Annotated in this window: 17 protein-coding genes and 1 pseudogene; 11 read left to right on the top strand and 7 right to left on the bottom strand. The window is 63.7% G+C overall.

The features are described from left to right. Nucleotides 1-58 precede the first annotated feature (58 nt). Entirely contained in the window at nucleotides 59-1,093 is a 1,035-nt protein-coding gene (locus AC1ECK_RS26720) for a tyrosine-type recombinase/integrase (RefSeq protein WP_480324507.1), read from the bottom strand. 82 nt (nucleotides 1,094-1,175) lie between these two features. Next, nucleotides 1,176-1,259, bottom strand: a pseudogene (locus AC1ECK_RS26715) (PaaI family thioesterase); the annotation flags it as partial. A gap of 247 nt (nucleotides 1,260-1,506) precedes the next feature. On the opposite strand from AC1ECK_RS26715, the gene AC1ECK_RS26710 reads away from it, so the two are divergent. Beyond that, a complete protein-coding gene (locus AC1ECK_RS26710) occupies nucleotides 1,507-3,123 on the top strand; it encodes a methyl-accepting chemotaxis protein (RefSeq protein WP_480324505.1) in 1,617 nt (538 codons plus the stop codon). A 172-nt stretch (nucleotides 3,124-3,295) separates the two neighbouring features. Here the strand turns inward: AC1ECK_RS26710 and AC1ECK_RS26705 are convergent, their stop codons facing one another. Next, nucleotides 3,296-4,393 carry an AGE family epimerase/isomerase gene (locus AC1ECK_RS26705; RefSeq protein WP_480324503.1) on the bottom strand — a complete coding sequence of 366 codons (1,098 nt, stop codon included), beginning with the start codon at nucleotides 4,391-4,393 and terminating at the stop codon, nucleotides 3,296-3,298. A 322-nt stretch (nucleotides 4,394-4,715) separates the two neighbouring features. On the opposite strand from AC1ECK_RS26705, the gene AC1ECK_RS26700 reads away from it, so the two are divergent. The 6 genes from AC1ECK_RS26700 to AC1ECK_RS26675 all read left to right on the top strand — a co-directional run bounded on the left by AC1ECK_RS26700 (nucleotide 4,716) and on the right by AC1ECK_RS26675 (nucleotide 9,929). Then, entirely contained in the window at nucleotides 4,716-6,467 is a 1,752-nt protein-coding gene (locus AC1ECK_RS26700) for a hypothetical protein (RefSeq protein ID WP_480324501.1), read from the top strand. A 267-nt stretch (nucleotides 6,468-6,734) separates the two neighbouring features. Next, entirely contained in the window at nucleotides 6,735-7,043 is a 309-nt protein-coding gene (locus AC1ECK_RS26695) for a hypothetical protein (protein WP_480324500.1), read from the top strand. A 212-nt stretch (nucleotides 7,044-7,255) separates the two neighbouring features. Beyond that, the gene (locus AC1ECK_RS26690) at nucleotides 7,256-7,414 is read left to right on the top strand and encodes a hypothetical protein (RefSeq protein ID WP_480324498.1); all 159 of its coding nucleotides are present in this window, start codon (nucleotides 7,256-7,258) and stop codon (nucleotides 7,412-7,414) included. A 454-nt stretch (nucleotides 7,415-7,868) separates the two neighbouring features. Then, the gene (locus tag AC1ECK_RS26685; protein WP_480324496.1) at nucleotides 7,869-8,180 is read left to right on the top strand and encodes a hypothetical protein; all 312 of its coding nucleotides are present in this window, start codon (nucleotides 7,869-7,871) and stop codon (nucleotides 8,178-8,180) included. 129 nt (nucleotides 8,181-8,309) lie between these two features. After that, complete coding sequence (locus tag AC1ECK_RS26680) at nucleotides 8,310-9,245, top strand: 3-hydroxyacyl-CoA dehydrogenase family protein (RefSeq protein ID WP_480324494.1); 936 nt, start codon at nucleotides 8,310-8,312, stop codon at nucleotides 9,243-9,245. Between the two features lie 249 nt (nucleotides 9,246-9,494). Continuing rightward, a complete protein-coding gene (locus AC1ECK_RS26675) occupies nucleotides 9,495-9,929 on the top strand; it encodes a cupin domain-containing protein (RefSeq protein ID WP_480324492.1) in 435 nt (144 codons plus the stop codon). A 21-nt stretch (nucleotides 9,930-9,950) separates the two neighbouring features. On the opposite strand, the gene AC1ECK_RS26670 is transcribed toward AC1ECK_RS26675, so the two are convergent. Then, nucleotides 9,951-11,330 carry a polyhydroxyalkanoate depolymerase gene (locus AC1ECK_RS26670; RefSeq protein ID WP_480324490.1) on the bottom strand — a complete coding sequence of 460 codons (1,380 nt, stop codon included), beginning with the start codon at nucleotides 11,328-11,330 and terminating at the stop codon, nucleotides 9,951-9,953. Between the two features lie 228 nt (nucleotides 11,331-11,558). Here AC1ECK_RS26670 and AC1ECK_RS26665 point away from each other — a divergent pair, with 228 nt between their 5' ends. Continuing rightward, nucleotides 11,559-12,212, top strand: coding sequence for a glutathione S-transferase family protein (locus tag AC1ECK_RS26665; protein ID WP_480324488.1), 654 nt, complete (start codon nucleotides 11,559-11,561; stop codon nucleotides 12,210-12,212). A 31-nt stretch (nucleotides 12,213-12,243) separates the two neighbouring features. Here AC1ECK_RS26665 and AC1ECK_RS26660 read toward each other — a convergent pair whose 3' ends face one another. Continuing rightward, a complete protein-coding gene (locus tag AC1ECK_RS26660) occupies nucleotides 12,244-14,220 on the bottom strand; it encodes a methyl-accepting chemotaxis protein (protein ID WP_480324486.1) in 1,977 nt (658 codons plus the stop codon). Between the two features lie 327 nt (nucleotides 14,221-14,547). Between AC1ECK_RS26660 and AC1ECK_RS26655 the strand changes: the two genes are divergently transcribed. After that, the gene (locus AC1ECK_RS26655) at nucleotides 14,548-14,889 is read left to right on the top strand and encodes a helix-turn-helix domain-containing protein (RefSeq protein ID WP_480324484.1); all 342 of its coding nucleotides are present in this window, start codon (nucleotides 14,548-14,550) and stop codon (nucleotides 14,887-14,889) included. Then, entirely contained in the window at nucleotides 14,870-16,177 is a 1,308-nt protein-coding gene (locus AC1ECK_RS26650) for a type II toxin-antitoxin system HipA family toxin (RefSeq protein ID WP_480324482.1), read from the top strand. The genes AC1ECK_RS26655 and AC1ECK_RS26650 overlap by 20 nt, the downstream gene beginning before the upstream one ends. Here AC1ECK_RS26650 and AC1ECK_RS26645 read toward each other — a convergent pair. Continuing rightward, nucleotides 16,170-18,563, bottom strand: a complete 2,394-nt coding sequence (locus tag AC1ECK_RS26645; RefSeq protein WP_480324480.1) for a heavy metal translocating P-type ATPase — start codon at nucleotides 18,561-18,563, stop codon at nucleotides 16,170-16,172. The two genes, AC1ECK_RS26650 and AC1ECK_RS26645, sit on opposite strands and share 8 nt — an antisense overlap. Before the next feature lie 240 nt (nucleotides 18,564-18,803). Then, nucleotides 18,804-19,445 carry an FMN-binding negative transcriptional regulator gene (locus AC1ECK_RS26640; RefSeq protein ID WP_480324478.1) on the bottom strand — a complete coding sequence of 214 codons (642 nt, stop codon included), beginning with the start codon at nucleotides 19,443-19,445 and terminating at the stop codon, nucleotides 18,804-18,806. A gap of 206 nt (nucleotides 19,446-19,651) precedes the next feature. Here AC1ECK_RS26640 and AC1ECK_RS26635 point away from each other — a divergent pair, with 206 nt between their 5' ends. Next, on the top strand, nucleotides 19,652-21,070 hold the full coding sequence (locus AC1ECK_RS26635) for a DUF1254 domain-containing protein (protein WP_480324476.1): 1,419 nt from the start codon (nucleotides 19,652-19,654) through the stop codon (nucleotides 21,068-21,070). Nucleotides 21,071-21,072: the final 2 nt, after the last annotated feature.

Below are 21,072 nucleotides of genomic sequence, written 5' to 3'. Positions count from 1 at the left end.
CACAGGGAAGCCCGTTACAAGCGGATAGGCCCTGTGCGGGATAAGTGGAAATTGAGTGTCAGGGGAGCGCGTCAACAATCTGATCGGCGCGCATTCTCACGTACCGGTCGAGCATGTTCGACGTTGCATGTCCACTCACGAGCTTTAGCTTCTGCGTCGTCCATCCTTGTGTGGCCAGTCTCGAAAGACACGTTGCGCGTAGATCGTGGCAATGAGCGTCAACACCAACAGCGTCGCGCAATCTGATAAACCCTCGCTTCAGTCGTTCTCGGCTCAGACTAAAAACGGGATCACCCGGCGCATGCTTGACGGTTGATAGCCGCTCAAGGATTGCCATGGCGCGCTTGCCTAGAGGAACATCGCGGCCGACACCGGTCTTCGTGTGCCCGTCGTGAAGACGAGCAATGCGCCTTTCCATATCAACGTCTCGCCAAAGCAGCCCGCATGCTTCGCCGCTGCGCATGGCGGTGCATACAAGCCACTCGATCAGGTCAGCAAGGGCGTGATTACCGTCGAGCCTTGCGCGGTCGATCAACTGAGCTTCCTGTTCAGGCGTGACGATGGTGTCACGGGCTGGCGGGCTCTTTGGTCGCTTGACCTTGATGTCCCGGATCGGTGAGCCGGCTTCGCGGCTCGCGTTGATAGTGGCGAGCACGATATTAAGCTGGCGCGCGACAGTCGACGGCATGACTCCGCGCTTGGTCTCATGCTCACGGAACCATACGACCGCCGCAGCGTCGAGCCGATCGAGCGGCGTCTGTCTCCACGCGCTGTATTCGTCACGGGTAAGCCATCGCGTGATCAGGATGCGTTCGATCTTGCCGCTGCGGCGTTGGTCTTCCGTCTTTGCCCGTTCTCGAAGGATATCGGCCAACGTGCCGACAGGGCTGGCTCCTGAATCCGGCCGCTTGGCGCCGTTGGTTCGGCGTGGTTGATGCGTTGGTTCGGCGCCGTTCTCAATGGCCGATTCCTGAGCCCGTATCCATTTCTGAGCGTCTTTCTTCAGGTGAAACGTCTTGCTGATTCCCGCATGGCCCTGGCGCCTGACGCGTGCCAAAAACCGGTCGCCGTTGCTGGTTTTCTTGATTGTCACTGAGCCCACTTTTGTCACCCTATTGGAACCGGGCAAGGTGACACACAGGCTATTGATGGTCGGCGCAGCCCCGAAAGGCGCTCGTGTGCATCAATTCAGCGCCAAGCAACACGCTGAACGGCTGGGCATGGAGTGCGCCGCGTGCCCGGTCCAGTAGATCTGTCATTGTCGAATCCTTCGGGGCGATGCCCGTGGTGGCGTCCCTACCCACTCTAGGAAGCGCTTACGCGCCGCGTCAAGGTGAATCGCAAAAATGGCGCTCAGATTATTGTGTAAAACAATGTCAATAGATGCGTTGCGCGACGAAAGAGCACGTAAGAGGGTTTTTCGCAGCGTTTTGCTCAAGGGAACGTTGGCGTTGCCGTAAACATCGTCGTCACTCTCCGTCATTCAATGCAACTCAGGTGTTCACGATGTTTAGCAAGATCAAGGTCGCATCCGGCCTGTTGTGTGTTCTGGCCGCTTTTTGCTTGCTGCAGTTAGTGACGGAAGGGTTGGGTTTCTGGTCGCTGACGCGGACCCACGATGACGTTGGCGATTTGTCGAACGTCGCGTTGAAGCAGGTCGACGCGGTGAATCGCACCACCCAGGCGTTGATGGACGCGCGCATCAACCTGTCGCGCGCCGGCACGCGCATGGTGAAGGGCGGCGCCGAGCCGACCGAGATCGTTCAGCATGCGCGCGACCAGTTGGCGGTGGCGGAGCAGACGTTCAGCGCCTTTAACAGCTCGCCCAAGATCAGCGACGAAAACAGCGCCCGTGCCGCTGCGCTGGCCGAGCGCTATCAGAAGCTGCACGCCGCGCTGGGCGAGCTGGCGCAGGATCTCGACTCCGGCAACATCCAGGCCTTCCTCGACCAGCCGACGCAATCGTTCCAGGACGCCTATCTGACCGAGTTGCACAACTTCGTGCAGTTCGGCGACGCCGCGAGCCGGGCTTCGCTTGATTCGATCGACAGCCGTCTCGCGCTGTTCCGTAGCGTCGGCGTGGCGATCCTGCTGTTGCTGCTGGCGGGCACGGTGGGAGTGTACGTAGCGCTCAAGCGCGGCGTGGTCGCGCCGCTTGAAGAAGCGGGCCGCCATTTCGACCGGATTGCTCAAGGCCGGCTGGATCAGCCGATTGCCGCGCGCGGCAGCAACGAAATCGGCCATCTGTTTTCCGGGCTGGCGCGGATGCAGGCGAGCGTCGCGCGCACGGTGAAGACCGTGCGCGAATCGGCCGATTCGATCCACCTCGGCGCAGACGAAATTGCTACCGGCAACGCCGACTTGTCGGCGCGCACCGAGAACCAGGCAGCCTCGCTGGAAGAGACCGCTTCGAGCATGGAAGAGCTGACGGCCACGGTGCGGCAGAACGCGGATCATGCCCGCGAAGCCAACGCGCTGGCGCAGACCGCTTTGGACGCCACCGCGCGCGGCACCGAGGTGGTCAACCAGGTGGTCGACAAAATGCACGGGATCGCGCAAAGCTCGGACAAGATTGCGGAAATCATCTCGGTGATCGACGGCATCGCGTTCCAGACCAACATCCTCGCGCTGAACGCGGCCGTCGAAGCGGCGCGTGCCGGCGAGCAGGGGCGCGGCTTCGCGGTGGTGGCGGGCGAAGTGCGCGGGCTGGCCCAGCGCAGCGCGCAGTCGGCCAAGGAGATCAAGACGTTGATCAGCGAGTCGGTCACGGAGATCAAAGGCGGCTCGACGCTCGTCGAGCACGCGGGCGAAGCAATGCGCAACGTTTCGGCCTCGATCTCACGTGTGACACAGATGATGGCGGAGATCAGCGCGTCGTCGCTCGAACAGAGCACCGGTATCGAGCAGGTCAATCAGGCGGTGGTGCAGATGGACGAGATGACGCAGCAGAATGCCGCGCTCGTCGAACAAGCCGCCGCGGCCGCGGCCTCGTTACACCAGCAGACGCAGCAGTTGAAGCAGGCAGTGTCGGTGTTCGAGATTGCCGATGTCGTGCTGAGGACACAGCAGTTCGGCGCGGTGCAGGCGCACGATCAGGAGTTTTCGTTTGGAGCGGCAGATTAGGCAGGCTTCGGCGCTTCTGCTCACCCGGACATGGCAAGGCCCGCGAACTGTACGGTTTCGCGGGCCTTGTTCTTTGTGGCGAGATGAGCCGGTTGAGTTGGACTCGTCTGGTTGCCTCAATGTCGTGTTGGCTGCCGAACCGCCACGAGCGGCGGAGGCGGCAGCGCCCCGCTCAGACTGGCAGCGCGGCGTAGGCGGTGGCGAGATGGTACGGCGTCGTCGACGGCATGTCGGCGCGCGAAACATCGCCCGCAGCCGTCTTGCACTCGTACCACCCCTTCGCGTGCAGGAAGCGTTGCTGGAAGCGCTCGATCTGCATGGGCAATACGGCGCGCGCGGCATCGTCGTCGCGCGTGGCGAGGGCGCGCAGATATTCGCTCTGCGCCCAGATTCGCTGCGTGGCGTCCTTGATGGCGCCAGTTTCGTCGAGCGCGGCGCAGACCCCGCCCGTCACCGGATCGACGCCATGTTGCTGAGAGAAATCAAACGCACGCGAGAGCGCATCGTCAAGCCCCGAACCGCCCAGCAACGCGCCTGCCTGCTTGACCAGCCAGAACCATTCGAACTGGTGGCCCGGCTCCAGACGGTTGTCGTCGGCCCCGAGCGGCAACTCCGCGATACAGCCTGTGGGCGCATGCACGAAGGTGCGCTCGATGGCGTCGGCCAGCTTGGCAAGAGCGGTATCGAATGCGCTATCGCCGGTCGCCGCGCGTGCCGCGAGCCAGGCTTCGGTGAGGTGCATCAACGGGTTTTGGATCGGCGTGCCGGTGATGGTCGAGAAATCCGCATCGAGCGCGGCGTTCAGCAAGCCATCTTGTGCCGCAAAGCGGTCCTCGATCAGCGCCGAGGTGCTGTGAACCAGTTCGAGCGCGTCGCGATTGCCGGAGCGCGCGCCATATTCGGCGCACGCGAACACCAGAAACGCGTGGGTATAGAGGTCCTTGGTCGTGTCGAGCGGCGCGCCTTGCGCGTCGACGCTATAGACCCATCCGCCGCGCTCCTTGTCCTGGAAGTAGTGCACGAGGGCGTCGAACAGCACCTCGGCATGGGCTGTCTCGCCCGCCTGGGAGAACACGAACAACTGCCGCGCGCAGGCCATCGCCCGGTAACGCCCGGCCGGCAGCGGGTGGTGGTCGTCGGCGCTGACCGACTCGTAGGGCAGCTTCAACGCCTGGTTGAAGCCCGGTCCGCGCCAGATCGGCAGAACTACGCGTGCGAAATGATCGCGTAGCGTGGCGGCAAGGGTGAGCGCGGTGGCGGATGTGTTCATGCTGTGAATCGGCTTGGCTAAGGTCGTAAAAGTGCTCGGCGCCGGGTCCGGAGACAGCGGCGCGCGCCCAAGCATAAAGCAAACCGCTGGCGATGGCATGCCGCATCGCCCCCGAATCCGTTTCCATTGATATCCAGATTCGCGACCGCTTGCTGGATTTATTCTGCGTGAAGGAACTGCGTGAGGACGATCCGACCGTGTAAAACGGCGATGGGCCTTAGCGGGCGGGCGTGGCCATGAGACAATGCGGTCTCGAAAATACTGATGGCATTTTGTAGCGGTAGACGGCGCCCGGTGGCCGGCGACGACCGCTTCTTTCTCTATGGCAGATTCCGCAGCATCCTCGCAGTCCCGTACGACCCGCGCCCGCTCGACGAAGCGGCGCACCAGCACCGTCTCCACCGAGACCGAAAACAAACTGGCACGCGCTGCCCGCTCGGCACAGCGCCTAGCCCAACTGAGCGACGCGTCGCGCGACGACAGCACGCTCGATATGTTCCCCGACGATCCCACCCGCGCGACGCTGGAAGCGATGAATATCGATATCCGGCAGGGGACGCTGCACGGCTTTGAATTGCCGGATGTGGTGCTGGCCGCGGTCGGCGTGCCGGTGGGCCTGGACAGCGCTACGAATGCTTCGTCCGAGGCGCGGGCGGCGCGCCGTGCGCCGCGAGAGAAGACCGAGCCGGTCTACGCGTCGGTGCCGTTGGCCGGGTTTGAGCGTATCGAGCCGGCGCAAAACGCGAGCAAGCCGGGCGATGAGTCTGCCAATGCCGCGGGCTCGAGCGGTTCGCAGCCCGCCGAGGCGAGCGTCGGCGTTGCGTCGGCGGTTGAGTCGCAGATCTCGCAGCCTGTTGCGCCGACGCTGGTTTCGCCGTCGATGGCGGCAGCGAGTCTGGTGCGGAGCGTGACCACGCGGCGCCAGGAGGCCAACCCAGCCGTCGATCCGGCTGTCGTCGGCAAAGCGGGCGGAGTGCCGCCGCAGCGGCTTGCGGCGACCAACGCCCAGGCTGCGACGGCTTCGCGCGAGGTGATTGTCGCGAGCGGTGAGGCGTCGGATGGCGCGGCAGTGACGTCTGCTGCTGCGGGACAGGTCAAGCCGCGGCTTGACGAGCCGGCAGGCGTGGTCAAGACCTCGGCAATGACCGGCGTGGATCGGGCAGCGGATGCTGCCGCAGCCGTAGCGGCAGCCACGGGAGCTTCCGGGATAGCGGCTGCCGCGGCCACGACTGGTGCAGCTAGAGCGGCAACGGTGACGTCGGCAGTGAAGGCTACAGCGGGAGCCGCAGCCGCAACTGCTGCATTGGCGGCCAAAGCTCCAAACGCAGCAACAGCCGCGACGGCGTCCGCCGCTGCAACCGGGCTAACTGGAGCGGCGGCAACGACCGCAACCGGGATAACCGGAGCGAAGCCAGCAACAACCGGAACCGGGGCAACCGGAGCGAAGCCAGCAACGACCGTAACCGGCGCAACCGGAGCAAAGCCAGCAACGACCGCAACCGTGACAACCGAAACGAAGGCTGCAACCGACGCAACCGTGACAACCGGAGTAACCGCAGCGATGGCCGACTCCGCACGCAGTGCGACGCCCCCGCGCTCGAACGCGCCGTTCGCCGCGCCGCTGCATGAAGCGGCGCCCACCGTCCCCGAACTGGACCGTGCCCGCGCGACGGCGTTCGCCGATACGGTCGACGCGCTGTACGGCGTGATCTCCGACCAGCGCCGGGCAGCGACCGATCACTCGCGCCGGATGAAATGGATGCTGTCGATCGTGGTCGGCGCGCTGCTGATGACGGTGGCGATCGGCATTGCGCAGACGGTGCTGCTGATGCGTTTGACGCGCGAAACCACCGCGCAGCAACAACGCATCGAGCAGATGATGCAGAACCAGCAGACCGCGATGACGAGCCTGCTCGACGCCCATCTGGCGATGGCGAATACGGCCGCCGCCGCGCCGTCCGCTGCTTCGACGCCGGCTGTGACGACGCACCCGGTTGCCGTCGTCACTGCGCCTGCGACCAGGCGCAAAGCGCACACGCACGCTCACAAGCCCAAAGCGGTCCCCAGCCACTGATGTTACGGGGCCGGCCTGCGGCGGCGCTTTCGCCTCGCCGGCGACCGGCTCAGCCAGCCGTTTCTCCCCGTCCTTTCGAACTCTCGACGCGCTGCGCCTCGTCAATCAGGCACGGGACGCCGACGTCCCGCCGTCTGCCGTGATAGTTGCTGTAAGGCGAAGCCGAGCCGCTCGCACCTCCTCAAGCGAATCGCGGCATTTAAACTTTCCTTGATAAGACACAAACGATGGACCGGACCTCCGGCCAGCGTTCTGACGAGGGCAACGATGGCGACTAGCGAGCACAAGTTTTCGATCGACGAGCTGATTCAGGCGCTGCTGCGCGCCCAAGGCATCCACGAAGGTCACTGGGCATTGAACGTCGAGTTTCTGGCAACCGGCGCGGCCGCGAACTCGCCGGCCGGTCCCGGCAAGACGCTGCCGGCTTTGATCGTCTCGGTAGCGAGCGCGACGCTGATGCGCACCGAAGGCCCGGTGCAAGGCGCGATCGATGCGGCCATTGCCAACCCCCGCCGGCGCGTCGCGGAACCGAAACCCGTCCGTGCCAAGAAGCTGCACACCAGTACGTTGCAGTGACTTGACGGCGTGATGGGGACGCATCCGGGATGGCCGGAGCGCGCCCCCGGCTTGGCTTTCTTGTTGTAATGACGCAACGCAACATCCCACCAAAGCGATGTAACAGCGAGCCGCATCTAAAAAATGTTGCATCGCACTAGCTTTTTGCTAGGGAAAACCCTATACTGCTTCTTAAGGGAAAACCCTAGCACCAAATTTAACCGGGAGTCGCCATGAGCGTTATCTTTGCACTGTTCCAAAAGGTCAGCGACCTCTTTGCGTCGCCCCATCTGCCGCTGGATTCGGATTACTCGTACGAAGCGCGTCACCGCGAGGCTGAGCGCCAGCGTCGTGCGCAGGCTACGCTGTTCGGCGTCAAGCTGAGCGACTAAGTCGTCTGGTCTGGGCGCGGGGAACCGCGTCGGCTGCGCGCCCTTGCGGGCGCGTACTTGCTGTATTTAAGCCACGGTCTTGCCGTGGCTTTTGTTCGTTTACGGCCTGGGGGTTTGGGTCGTCTCGGGGTGCGGTTCGGGAAATCGTCATGGGAATGCGTGCTCAGCGCGAGCCGTTGCCGGATATTTCCACGCCGAAATGAATGTAACGATGGCTGACAGCAAATGCGGATCGGATTTGCCGGGCGGAATTTGCGGACACGCCGGGAGGCCGGCTTTCTCCCCGGCGCGCATCACCACGCATCGCGCCCCGAATTCGAAACGTCCTCTTACAAGCGCTCACGTATTTAAGCGATTCGCCCCGTTACAGTGGGTTCCAGGCGTACGGCGCCGGACATGGTGGCGATCAGCCAGTCAGTCTGGTCCGACACTCAACCTTGAACGGGAGATCATCATGAAAACCTTGAATAAGACATCGCGCACGATTCTCGCCACACTGTTGGCCGGCGGCGCACTGCTGAGCGCAGGCAGCGCGTTCGCCCAGGCGGAGCGGATCGTCATTTCGGCGCCGGGTCCGGTCGTCACTTACGAGCAGCCGCACATGATGCCGGTGGGCGTGCAGATCGACATTGGCTGGCACGGCGACCGTTACTGGGACGGCCACCGTTATTGGGCACACGACGATTGGATGCGCCACCATCCGCACGACCAGGACCCGCGTCACCACGACGACGACCATCGTCCGCCGCCCCCGCACGAGTATTAATGCGGCGGTAACGGCGCCTGTGGCGCTGTTGTGAGGTACGGCAAGGCCGGTCTTCCCGAAAGGGGGGCCGGCCTTGTTGCGTTGGGCTCGCAAATTTCCGCTCTGCGCTATCCTCGAACCCTTTCATCGATGATTCAGCGGGAGAGCAGCTTGGACAAGGCAGTAGTGGGGGTAGTAGGCACGGGCTTGATGGGCGTCGGGATTGCCACGCAGAGCGCATTGCACGGGCATCGGACCATCGTCCACGACGTCGATCCCGCGCGTCTTGCCAGCGTGGCGCCGAAGGCGGAAGCGGTGCTCGACGAACTGATCGACGCCGGCCGGATCGACGCGGCAGCCAGGCGTGCCGCGCTCGAGCGCATCGAAACGCACGCTACGCTCGAAACCATGGCGGGCGCGCAGTTCGTCATTGAAGCGATTCCCGAAGTCTTGGAGTTGAAGCACCGCTTATACGCGTCGCTCTCGCAACTGCTCGCCGACGATGCGATTCTCGCCAGCAACACCAGCGGCTTTCCGCCCGATCTATTGGCCGCCTCGTTGCGCGCAAAAGACCGCTTCCTGATCGCGCATTTCTGGAATCCCCCGCATATGATTCCACTCGTCGAAGTGGTGCCCGGCACGGCGACCGATCCACAGGTGACCGAGCAGACGGTCGCCTTGATGAGCGCGATCGGCATGGAACCGGTGGTGCTGGCCAAGGCCATTCCGGGATTTGTCGGTAATCGCCTGCAGTTCGCCGTGCTCCGCGAAGCGCTCAACATCGTGCGCTCAGGCGCGGCGACGCCGGAAGTGGTCGACCGGGTGATGAAGGCTTCGCTTGGGCGCCGTTGGGGCATTGTTGGCCCGCTCGAAGGTGCGGACCTGGGTGGGCTTGATACCTTCCTGGATATCTCCACGCACCTGATGCCCGAACTGGCAAAAGACGAAGGCGTGCTCGACCTGTTGCGTGAGCAGGTCGAAGCAGGGCGCGTCGGCGTGCGCGGCGGCGCCGGCTTCTATAATTGGGATGAGGTGCATCTGGCCCAGGTGAGAGAAGGGCGGAAACGGGTGATTAGCCGCGGCTGACCGCCGGCGTCCTAAACGCGATGCCCGAATACTCAGCGCGCCGTGTCCGCTAGCTCGACGTGACGCAGACATCGGGCGCAGCGCCCCGGCGAATCGCCTGACCTCGCAAGCCGCCGCGGTGCCTGTACGCGGTTGCCCACGCCTGGACGGATTTGACAATCGCCCGCGCGAAGCTGGAACGCTTGATGCTTGAAAACGGCGCTCACCGTGCCGTTTTCCTTGCCTCGTTCATCCTTCAGGAGCGTGATCATGTCTACCGAATTCGCCACGAAGTTCTCACATGTCCGTCCGCAAGACACTTCGTATCAGGACCAGGGGCTGCGTGACTTCTTCCTTTACCGAGATCTCGGCATCGCGCAAGCGACGGGCGGCAAGGTGCTCGCGCAGCTCGTCAAGGCGAACCATGCACCAGAGCAAGGCACCGGCTGGCACCGTCATGAGGCCGACTTTCACATTGTGATCATGCTGAAGGGCTGGGCGCGCTTCATGTACGGCGAAAAGGAGACGCTCGTCGCCGCGGGCGATTGCGTGCACCAGGCGCCCGGCATCGTTCACTATCTGTTCGATTACTCTGAAGATATGGAGTACATCGAAATAGTTTCGCCGGCGGATTTCAAATCGATTGACGTGGAGGGACCGTGCGAGGTTCCGGCTGTCACGCCGTGGAAAAGCGTGCCGGCTTGACGTGGCGACGGCCGCTTCCTCTCAAGCGGCGTTACTGCGAGGCGGTGTGAGCGCTGCGCCTGTAGATGACGCGTCAGCCGCGGCATCTGCTATCACAGCAGACGCGGCCGGCGCCGCTGCCGCCGGCACTGGCCGGATCGCCTGAGCACGTGCGCCGACCGATACCGCACGCGGCTCGTTGTCGTAGATGACAGCCCGCACGCGCGGATAGATGTGCCGCTCCCAGCGGTGGCCGTTGAACACGCCGTAGTGCCCGACACCTGTCTGCACATGATGGGTTTTCAGATAGGGGCGCAGCTTGTCGCACATATCCTGAGCGGCCAGCGTTTGCCCAACTGCGCAGATATCGTCCTTCTCGCCCTCCACGGTCAGCAGGGCCGTGCGGCGAATCTTCGACGGTTCGATCAGGCGCCCGCCCACCTTCAGCTCATGCAGCGGCAGCGCGTGCTGCTGGAACACGGTTTCGACAGTTTCCAGATAGAAATCCGCCGTCAGATCCATCGTGGCGAAATACTCCTCGTAGAAGATCCGGATGGTATCCGCCTTCACCGGATCGCCTTTGGCGCGTTCGTAGTGCATGGTTTCGAACGAGTCGAGGTGACGGCCGAGGTTCATCGCCATGAACGCGTTCAGTTGCACGAAACCTGGATAGACGCGCCGGTGCGCGCCTGCAAAGCCAACCGGCACCGCGCTGATCAGATTGCGCTCGAACCACTCGATCGGCTTGCTCTTGGCAAGCGCGTTGACCTTGGTCGGGTTGATGCGCGTGTCGAGCGGCCCGGCCATCAGCGTCATGCTCGCGGGTTGCGCGGGGTGGTCGTCGGCGGCCATCAGCGAGACCGCCGCGAGGGCGGCGACGGTTGGCTGGCACACCGCCAGCAGATGGGCGCCGGGGCCGATAACTTCAGTGAAATCGATGATGTGCTGGACGAATTCGTCAAAGCCGAAGCGCCCCTGCGACAGTGGTACGTCGCGCGGGTTGTGCCAATCCGTAATGTAGACGTCGTGCTCGGCGAGCATCGTCTTGACCGTGCCGCGTAGTAGCGTCGCGAAGTGGCCGGACATCGGCGCGATCACCAGCACGCGTGGCTGGGCGGGCGAGATCGCCGTATCCTTGCGGAAATGCAGCAACGAACAGAATGGCGTGTGCGCGGCCACATCCTCGACGATCTTGACCGGCTTGCCGTCCACCATTACCGAATCGAGTCCGAACGCTGGCCGCTTATGCGTGAGCCCCGCCAGCGTAATCAGCTCGCAGGAAGCACGCAGCGAGCGGCCGTGCGGTGTTTCGCCGAACGCGGGCCATGCGTTCAGCGAATGGTTGATAAGCGCAGCGCCGTGCCGGACCGGAAGCGTCAGGTCGGCAATCGCCTGGTAAGCGGGATATGCGAACAGGTTCATAGCCTTCGCACGAATGCCCAAAAGGAAGGAGCCCGAATAGAGGCAATACGTGTGCCAACGTCGTGCAGGACGTTCAATAGAGGTTCACGCTGGCATAGCATTTGCGCTGTTCCGACCAAGGTGCCGGTTTTGCCGCGATTTGGTGCGTTCGCGCACCAGCGCGTGCATGTGACCTGTTACGTTACGCCGTGTGGCACGAACGTGCGTCCGCTTCAGGAGGAGATTCGTATGGCGAATACGACGCTTACCATCAGCAGCAAGAACTATTCGTCCTGGTCGCTACGAGGCTGGTTGCTGACGAAGTTCAGCGGGTTGCCGTTCGAAGAGATCGTGATGCCGGTGGACGACCCCAGTGCGCGCGCGGAATTGCTGCTGCTGTCGCCCTCGATTCTGGTGCCGTGCCTGTTCCATGACGGTATCAAGGTCTGGGACACGCTGGCCATTGCCGAGTATCTCAACGAGGTGCAGCCCGACGCCAGATTGTTGCCGGGTGAGCGGCGTGCGCGGGCGCACTGCCGGGCCATCAGCGGCGAGATGCATTCGGGTTTTGGCTCGCTGCGTTCGGCCTTGCCGATGAACCTCAAGGCGCACTTCCCCGGCTTCAAGGTCTGGGCGCGCGCGCAGTCCGACATCGATCGGATCGTGACCATCTGGCGCGAGTGTCTCGAGCAGTATGGCGGCCCCTATCTGTTCGGCGAACGCAGCGCCGCCGATGCCATGTACGCACCGGTGGTGACGCGCTTTGTCACCTACGACGTCAAACTCGACCCGGATATCGTCGAATATGGGCAACGCATTCTCGCGCTGCCGGAGATGCAGCAATGGATCGCGGACGCGCAGCAGGAAGTCGACGAGATCGATGAACTGGACGTCGAATTCTGAGTGCGCCGGTTGGTCCTCCCTGGCGTCGGCGTCAATCTCGCTGCGTGGCGTCGAGCTTGAATACGCTGACCACCTGTGCGAGCCGCGCGGCCTGATCGCGCAGATCGGCGGCAGCATGTTCGGCGTTCCCAACAAGCGAGGCGTTTTGCTGTGTCGCTGCGCCAATCTGCGTGACGGCAATGTTCACCTGCTCGATGCCGCCGGACTGTTCGCGCGATGCCACGCTGATCTCACCCATGATGGCGCGCACCTGGCCGACCCGTTCGACGATGCTGTGCATTGTCGCGCTCGCTTCCTCGGCGATCTTGAAGCCGCTTTCGACACGCGCTGTCGATTCGCCGATTAGCGTTTCGATTTCCTTCGCGGCCGCTGCGCTGCGTTGCGCGAGGGCACGCACCTCCGAAGCTACGACGGCAAAGCCTCGCCCGTGTTCGCCCGCCCGCGCCGCCTCCACGGCGGCATTCAGCGCGAGGATGTTGGTCTGGAACGCGATGCCTTCGATCACGCTGGTGATATCCGAGATCTTTTGCGAGGAACGGCTGATCTCGCCCATTGTCGAGACGACGCGCTCCACTGCGCGGCCGCCTTCCAGCGCCGCTTCCGAGGCGCTCGTGACGAGCGTATTGGCTTGCGCCGCGTGATCCGCGTTCTGCTGCACGTTCGACGTCATCTGCTCCATGCTCGCGGCGGTTTCTTCGAGGCTGCTCGCTTGCGTGGCGATGCGCGAGGCGATATCGCCGCTGCCGGCGGCGATCCTGGCTGTACCTTGCGTCATATCGGACGACGCATTGCGCACCTGCGTCACGATTCGCGCAAGACCTTCGCCAATGCCGTCGATGGCTTGCACCAGGCGGCCGATTTCGTCGGTGCGCCGGTTGTTGCCATCCGCGAGCCGCACGCTCAGATCGCCCGCTGCGAGCCGCTCGGACGCTTTCGCCGCGGCCTCCAGCGGATGGCTCACGAGGCGTCGCACGGCGATCAGGAACAGCACGGCGAACGCTGCCACCAGCGCGAGCCCGATCAACAGGAAGTGATTGCGGGTGGCCGTGACCTCGGCCATCACCTCGTCGCGCGGCGCGACGCCGCCCACCAGCCAGTGCCATTCCGGCACCGTGGTGAACGACACGTATTTGTCGTGCGCGCTGGTCTCGCCAAGCGTGGCGTCAGCCGAGCTGTACTCGAGCTGGCCTTGCTGTATCTCGAGCATCTGCTTGTAGGGGGCGTTGGCATCGTCGGCGAGTTGGCCGGCGGCGGCCGGATGCACGAGGAACTTGCCGCGCTCGGCGCCGTTCGACGCATTGAGCACGAAGTAGTAGCCGCTGTCACCGATCTTCAGCTCGCGGATGCCGTCCTGGACCGACTGGATCTGTGCGCCGACGTCCACGCCGACGAACAGCGCGCCGATTATGCGGCCGCTTGCATCCATGATGGGCCGGTACTGGGTGATGTACCGCTTGCCGAATAGTGCGGCGAGGCCGGTATAGGGCTTGCCGGCAAGGATCAGCGCGTAAGCGGGGCCCTTGCGGTCGAGCAGGGTGCCGATCGCCCGGCTGCCGTCCTGCTTCTTCAATGAGGTGGTGACGCGCACGAAGTCGTCACCGGTGCGGGCGAACACCGTGGCGATGGCGCCGCTGTTCTGCAGAAACTCGTCGGGAATCGAAAAGTCCATGTTGAGGACTTTGTCGCCGGCCTTGATGGTGGGTGTGGCGGTGCCGTTGATCTCAACTTTCTGGGTCTCGTCGAGCGTGTAGGTGGCCGGCAGGAGACTGGCGAACAGAGTCATGGAACGGCCGACTTCGGCGGAAAGTCCCTTGTCGAACAGGGCGATCATCGCGGCGATCGAGCGGTTCTTGTCGGCCATGCGAGCCAGCACCTGCTCGCTGACCTGCGCGCCGGCCGAGCGGGTCAGCGCCCACGTGAAGGCGGCGAAGATCAGCGCCACCAGCGCGCATGAAAACACAGCGAGCCTGACGCCGACGCTGGCGCGACGCAAAGAGACGAATTCCATGGGGGGTTCTGCGTGTAAGGATGAGAGAAATGGCGCGTTCCGTGCGTCGCCGCGAAATGCGCCATTAATCGTTTTACGGCAGATGGGGGGAATTCTTGAGGTTGGAAACGTTTACGGGAGGTGGGCGGGAGGTTAAGGCAGACACAGCAGTTCGGGTGTGTTCGATGGACGGGATAGCGACTATTTCAGAGATATTTGGTCTATGTAGACCAAATAAGCCAAATATTTGGTCAGCATAGACAATCAGGTGTTAGTCAACAGCTTGAGAGTTTGTAAAATTTGGTCTATGTTGAGCAAATAAGCTATCTAATTTGTCAACATAGACCCATGCGACGCCAGAACAAGGAATTTGCCTCCTCGGATTTAATGCGACGCTCCGTAGCGTTAGGTGTAGCGATTGCCGCGGCCCGTATTGCTCGCAATATGAGCCGGCAAGACTTTTCCGAGAGGGCCAACATCAGCCCGAGCACCCTTGTGCGGATAGAAAAAGGTGACGTATCCGTCAACTTTCTGGCGTGGCTTCAGGCCTTGGAACGAGCCGGTTTGCTCGGGCTACTTGAGCCCCTGGCGAATCAGCAAGCTGACGTCGTAGGCGAGTCGAAACGAAAGGCCGAGGCGCGTAAACGGCCTCGCAGGAGCGACAAGAAGGATGATCCGTACGACTTCTAACACAACGGACTGGACGAAAACGGTCTTCATTTGCCTCGACGGCGAAAGTGAGGCGGTTCCTGCAGGCCTCCTTACCATCTACGAACAGGGCATCAAGCCGGTACGCTCGATGTTCGTCTACGGTAACCGATACCGGGAGCGCAAGAATGCACTTGCTGTCGACCCGGAAAGCCTTTCCCTGGTCGAAGCGAACAGAACAGGCAAACCCGTCACATTCGAGCCGCCAGCGGGGCTCGCGCTTTTCGGCGCCATCAGGGATTCGGCGCCCGACTCCTGGGGGCGGCGCGTGATCGAAAACAGTCTTCACGCCGAACCGAATGCGTTGCCGGAAACTAGCTACCTTGTCCACGCCGGTCCCCACAGAGCAGGCGCCCTCGACTTCCGGAGTTCTCCGACTGCGGCGGCGGAGAATGGCAAACTGCCCGACGCGAAGGATCTGAAGTATCTACTCGATGCGTCCTCGATGATTCAAGAAGGCAGGCCTGTGCCGAAGAATCTCGAGGCGTACTTTACGGTCGGCGCAACGTTTGGTGGCGCGCGTCCTAAAGCAGTCGTGCTCGACCAGGGGCGGCAGTGGGTGGCCAAGTTTCCCGCGCTCAGTGACGGCTTCAACGTGCCGCTGATCGAGCGGGCCACGCTGGAACTCGCGCGCCAATGCGGGCTGCGTGTGCCGGATCTTGCGCACGTGCGGCTTGCCGATGGGCGCGATGTCATGCTGATCGAGCGCTTCGACCGGCTGTTGTTGGCTACAGGGGCTTTTGCCCGCCGTCATATGGTCAGCGCCTTGACGATGTTGAGGCTAAATGAAAGCGATACTACGGCGGCCCGGTATGTCGATCTCGCCGAGGTTCTGAATAAGCATGGAGCTAGCGGTTTTGTTGCACTCGATAAGATCGAGCTCTTCAAGCGAATGGTGTTCAACGTCCTGGTCTCGAACGACGACGATCATCTGCGCAACCATGCGTTCGTTTGGGACGGTGCGCGTCGCGGGTGGAGGCTGAGCGATCTCTACGATGTCGTGCCGAAACCCCAAACCTCCTCGCAACGATATCTGGTTCTGGGCGTCGGTCAGAAAGGTCGTCTCGCTACGCTCGATAATGCGCTTTCGGCGGCCGGCCAGTTCGGTATCCTGGCCGCAGACGCCGTGACCTACATTAACGAGATCGCGAGCGTCGTGCGTGAATGGCGAACCTATTTCGATGAACTGGGGGTACCGCAAAACGAATGCGACAAAGTGGCCAGTGCCTTCCGCAACCCTAAAGACATCGGGCTCGCGCTCCTCAATTAGCCGCTTTCGCGCCCCGCCAGGTGCGTAACAACAGCGCATTCGTGACCACGCTCACGCTCGAAAAAGCCATCGCCGCGCCCGCCAGCATAGGATTCAGCAGGCCGAGCGCAGCAAGCGGAATTCCCACCAGGTTGTAGACGAAGGCCCAGAACAGGTTCTGCTGGATCTTGCGCCAGGTACGGCGCGAGATGTCGATCGCGTCGGCGACGAGCGCGGGGTCGCCGCGCATCAGCGTGATGCCGGCCGCGTGCATGGCGACATCGGTGCCGGTCGCCATGGCAATGCCCAGGTCGGCCGCGGCGAGGGCGGGGGCGTCGTTGATGCCGTCGCCCGCCATCGCCACGATACCCGTGGTGCGAATCTTCAGATCGCGGATCACGCGCGCTTTGTCCTCCGGCAGCACCTGGGCGTGGAATTCGTCGATGCCGAGCGCCGCCGCGACGCTGGCCGCGCTGCCCTTGTTGTCGCCGGTCAGCAGCACGCTGCGAACGCCCATTTGCTTCAGCCGCTCGATCGCGGCGCGTGCGCCCGGTTTTAGGGTGTCGCCGAAAGCGAGCAAGGCGAGCGCTTGCGGCGGCGTCGCGCTGTCGGGGGCCGGGTGGCTCATCAGCCATGACACTGTGTTGCCGGCGCTTTCGAGTTGTTCCGCGCGGGCGGCGAGTTCGGGCGTTGGAACGATCCCCAGTTCCTCGAGCCAACGGCTGCTGCCGATGGCCAAGGTGCGGCCGTCGATTTCGGCTTCTACGCCACGTCCCGGAACGGCGCGCGCTTTGGAGACTGCCCTCACAAGGTCAACGCTTTCGAAACCCTCGTTGGTGGCGATAACCGCAGCGCTGCCCCAGGACGTCTTGCTGGCAGTCGTTGAAGCTGCACCGTCGGCTGTCGCCAGTGCGCTTTCGCGGCCACCCGGCGCATCCTCGTAAGCCTTCACGACCGCCCGCGCCAGCGGGTGATCGCTGCCTCGCTGCACAGCCGCCGCGAGCGCCAGCGCCTCGTCCCGCTCGATGCCGATCGGCTCGAACGCCGTCAATGAAGGTTGTCCAACGGTCAGCGTCCCGGTTTTGTCGAACGCCACGAGATTGACACGATGCGCGATTTCAAGCGCTTCGGCATCCTTGATCAGCACGCCGTGGCGCGCGGCCACGCCGGTGCCGGCCATGATCGCCGCCGGCGTCGCCAGCCCGAGTGCGCACGGGCAGGCAATCACCAACACCGCGACGGCGTCGAGGATCGCTGTCTCGCCGCCCGCCCCTGCAATCAGCCACGCCGCCAGCGTGAGCAGCGCAATCACCAGAATCGCCGGCACGAAGATCTCGCTTACCCGGTCCACCAGTCGCTGAATCGGTGCCTTTTCTGCCTGTGCGGTTTCGACGAGGCGAATGATCCGCGCCAGCGTGGTTTCGGCGCCGATCGCTTTCGTCGTGACGGTAATCGCCCCTTCGCCGTTGATCGAACCCGCCGTGACCGGATCGTCCGGCTGCTTTGGCACAGGCAAACTCTCGCCGGTAATCAGAGATTCGTCGATGTGGGTCCGGCCTTCGAGTACCGCTCCGTCCACTGGAACCCGCTCGCCTGGCCGCACGACGACGATCATGCCGACCCGGACCTGCGCCAATGGCAACTCGTGTTCTGTGTCGCCGACACGAATGCGCGCGTGCTCGGGCCGCAACGCGTTCAGCGCGCGGATCGCATCGGTGGTCTGGCGCTTGGCGCGGGCTTCCAGCCATTTGCCGAAGCGCACCAGCGTGATGACCACCGCGGCAGCCTCGAAATACAGATGCATCGTATTGCCCGGATGCGCGATCAACTCGTAGACGCTGATGCCGTAAGCCGCCGACGTGCCGAGCGCGACCAGCAAATCCATGTTGCCCGCGCCGGCCCGCAGCGCCCGGTACGCCGCCCGGTAGAACCGCGCGCCGAAGCCGAACTGCACGAGCGTCGCGAGCCCGAACTGCAACCACGGAGGGACGATCGTCCCCATGCCGTGCGACGCCGAACTGCCGCCCAACCCTTCGCTGACCATCGGCAGCATGAGCGGCAGTGTCAGCAGCGCACAGATCACGACGGCTGCGAGTTCGCGGCGGGTTCGATCCTGGACCTGTTGTGCGCCGGACGCGGCGGCATCCGGGGCCACTTCCTCGACAATCGGCGTCGCCTGATAGCCCGCTTTGGTTACCGCGGCAACAAGCACATCGACGCCGGTGGCCGCATCGCTCAGGTTGACGGTCGCCTTTTCGGTCGCAAGATTCACGGACACGCTGGCGACCCCGGGCACCTTCGCCAGCGCCTTTTCGACCCGCATCGCGCATGACGCGCAGGTCATGCCGCTGATGTCGAGTTCCGCGCTGGCCTGCGCCGCGCGCTCAGGAATGGAAAGATCGGTCATGGTGGTATCGGCTCGGGCGGCATGAGGCCGCATCATGAGTCCAGTATTCACCTTCCCATGATGGGAAGGTCAAGGTCTCATGCCGGGACGGGAGAAAAAAGGGGAGTGCGGTTACCGCGCGAACGGTCACGTTCGCGCCGGCCAGCCTTTTTGACGCTGCGCCAGATTAGCGCCAGATCGGAGGATCCGCCTGGATATTGAGCAGGGCCAGAACACGCCTGGCCGCGTCCAGATACGGGTTTAAAACGACGGCGGCGCGCTCAGCATCGCCTCGGCGACGGCTTCCTGCGTCTCGCTGCCGCCGGCCAGCAAAGCTTCCGCCGCGCCACGGCGGTCGCGAGCTTCCTTGTTCTGACTCAGCTTCCACTTTCCGACCAGCCGCGTGACTTCGATTTCAATCCCGACAATCGCCCCCAGCATCTGCGAGATAAAGTCGGCCGGCGCGTCGCCCATCTTCCAAGGCTTCGGTTCGTTGGCTTCCATCGTGCGGGTGAGCCGCGCCACAAGACCGCGCACGAACGCTTCGTCATCGCGTACGACGATCTTGCCGTGCGCGTGAACCACCATATAGTTGTAGGTTGGCACCTGACGGTGGGTCTCGTGCTTGCTCGGATACCAGGTCGGCGAAATGTAGGCGGCCGGCCCCTGGAAAATCACCAGCGTGTCCGGCTGCGTGGCGACTTCCTGCCAGACCGGATTGGCGCGTGCCACGTGGGCCCGCAACGTGCCGTGCGGACCCTCGCCCGGCGCGAATTCGAACGGCAGATGATTCGCGTCGAGACCGTTGGGACCGATTGTCACGAGCGTGCCAAGCGGCTGGTCGACGATCAATTGATGAAGAACCTCGGGACGGTTCTCTTCGAAATGCGCGGGGACGTACATGAAGCGCTCCGTAGGCGAGAGGGCGGCGAGTTGCGCGAAAGGTGTGTTTGTGCCTTTGCGCTTGCTGGCTGTCAAGGATACGATACAACCCGTTGTTGTCGGGATCGAGATACGCGGCGCGCTTGCGGTGGGCTTGGGAACCACGTGAGCAGAGCACTCGCTGACCGACGCATCTTCCTGGACCGAACGTTCCGCCATCTGAACGAATGATAAAAACTCGCAGAGAACCGTTTTCGCTTCATTGGACCTGCGCTTCGCTCGCAGGCCTCGCATTCCTCGCCGGCTGTGCCGCGACCCCCGTCGACGCACCCAAGCCCACCGGCTGGATCAAGGACGAGGTGGCCGACTCCTATGTGTTTGGCTACCCGCTCGTGCTGATGGAAACGGCGCGCGACGCGGCAGTCGGCACCGATCCGGGCCAGGCGCCGATCAATACGCTGCGCCACGCGCAGGCGCTGCCGCCGGTCGGCTCGGCCAATCCGCCCACGCCGGGTATCGACACGCTCGACTCGAGCGGCTGGCTCGATCTGAGCGCCGAACCGGTGATCCTGACGCTGCCGGATTCGCACGGCCGTTATGTCGACGCTCGCGCGCTCGATATGTGGACCAACGTGGTCTGGTCGACCAGCGCGCAGATCGGACCGCGTGCCGGCGGGATCAGGGAGCAGGCGGTTGCGTTCGTCGGTCCCGGCTGGCAGGGCGATTTGCCGAAGAATGTCAAACGCGTCGACGTGCCGACCCGCAACGCCTGGGTGACGGTACGGGTCCAGTCGAACAACGGCCGCGATGTGACGGTGGTGCGCAAGCTGCAGCGCGGCATGCGTCTCGTGCCGTTGAGCGTCTACGCGAGCGATGCGCGTTCGGCTTCCGTCGCGCCGGGCGGCAATGCCGCCGCGGCCGCTGCATTGGCCACGTCCGGCACGCCGGCCGCGCAAGTCGCCGCGCTCGACGCAGGCGGCTTCTTCGACCGGCTGGCGCAGGGGCTGCAGGACAACCCGCCGGTACCCGACGATCCGCACGCGCTGAAGATCCTCGCCGACCTCGGCGTGAAGCCCGGCGAGCCTGTCAAACTGCCGGACGCCAACGACGTCATCACCGCGGGCCTCGCCGACGGCCGCGAGCGCGTGGTCACGCCGCCGCCCAATCTGCTGAGCGTCAATGGCTGGAGCTGGTTCGGCGATGGTGTAGGCAACTATGGGCCGGACTATGCGCTGCGTGCCTATGCGGCGTCCGCGCAGCCGGGCATCGGCACGAAAGACGACGAAGTGCGTGCCACCGTCACGATGGACAGCGACGGCCACGTGCTGAACGGCGCAAACCGCTATGTGATCCATTTCGCGCCAAACCAGTTGCCGCCGGTGCGCGGCTTCTGGACGATCACCGCTTATACGAAGGAAGGTGCGCTCGGCGAAAGCGCGCCGGCACGGCTGGCGGTGGGCGATCGCAATGGCGCGCGCCGCAATCGCGACGGCTCGCTCGACGTGGTGGTGTCGTCGGCCCGGACCCGCGCGGCGAACTGGCTGCCGGCGCCGCGCACTGACCTGCAACTCATGCTGCGGCTCTATGCGCCGAAGCCACAAGCTACCGACGGCACGTGGCAACCGCCCGCGGTTGTCCGTCAATGATG

It is taken from the genome of Paraburkholderia sp. SSBN10T, assembly GCF_056619545.1.
Note: the sequence above shows the minus strand (reverse complement) of the source record. Positions and strands in the feature narration are given on the sequence as shown.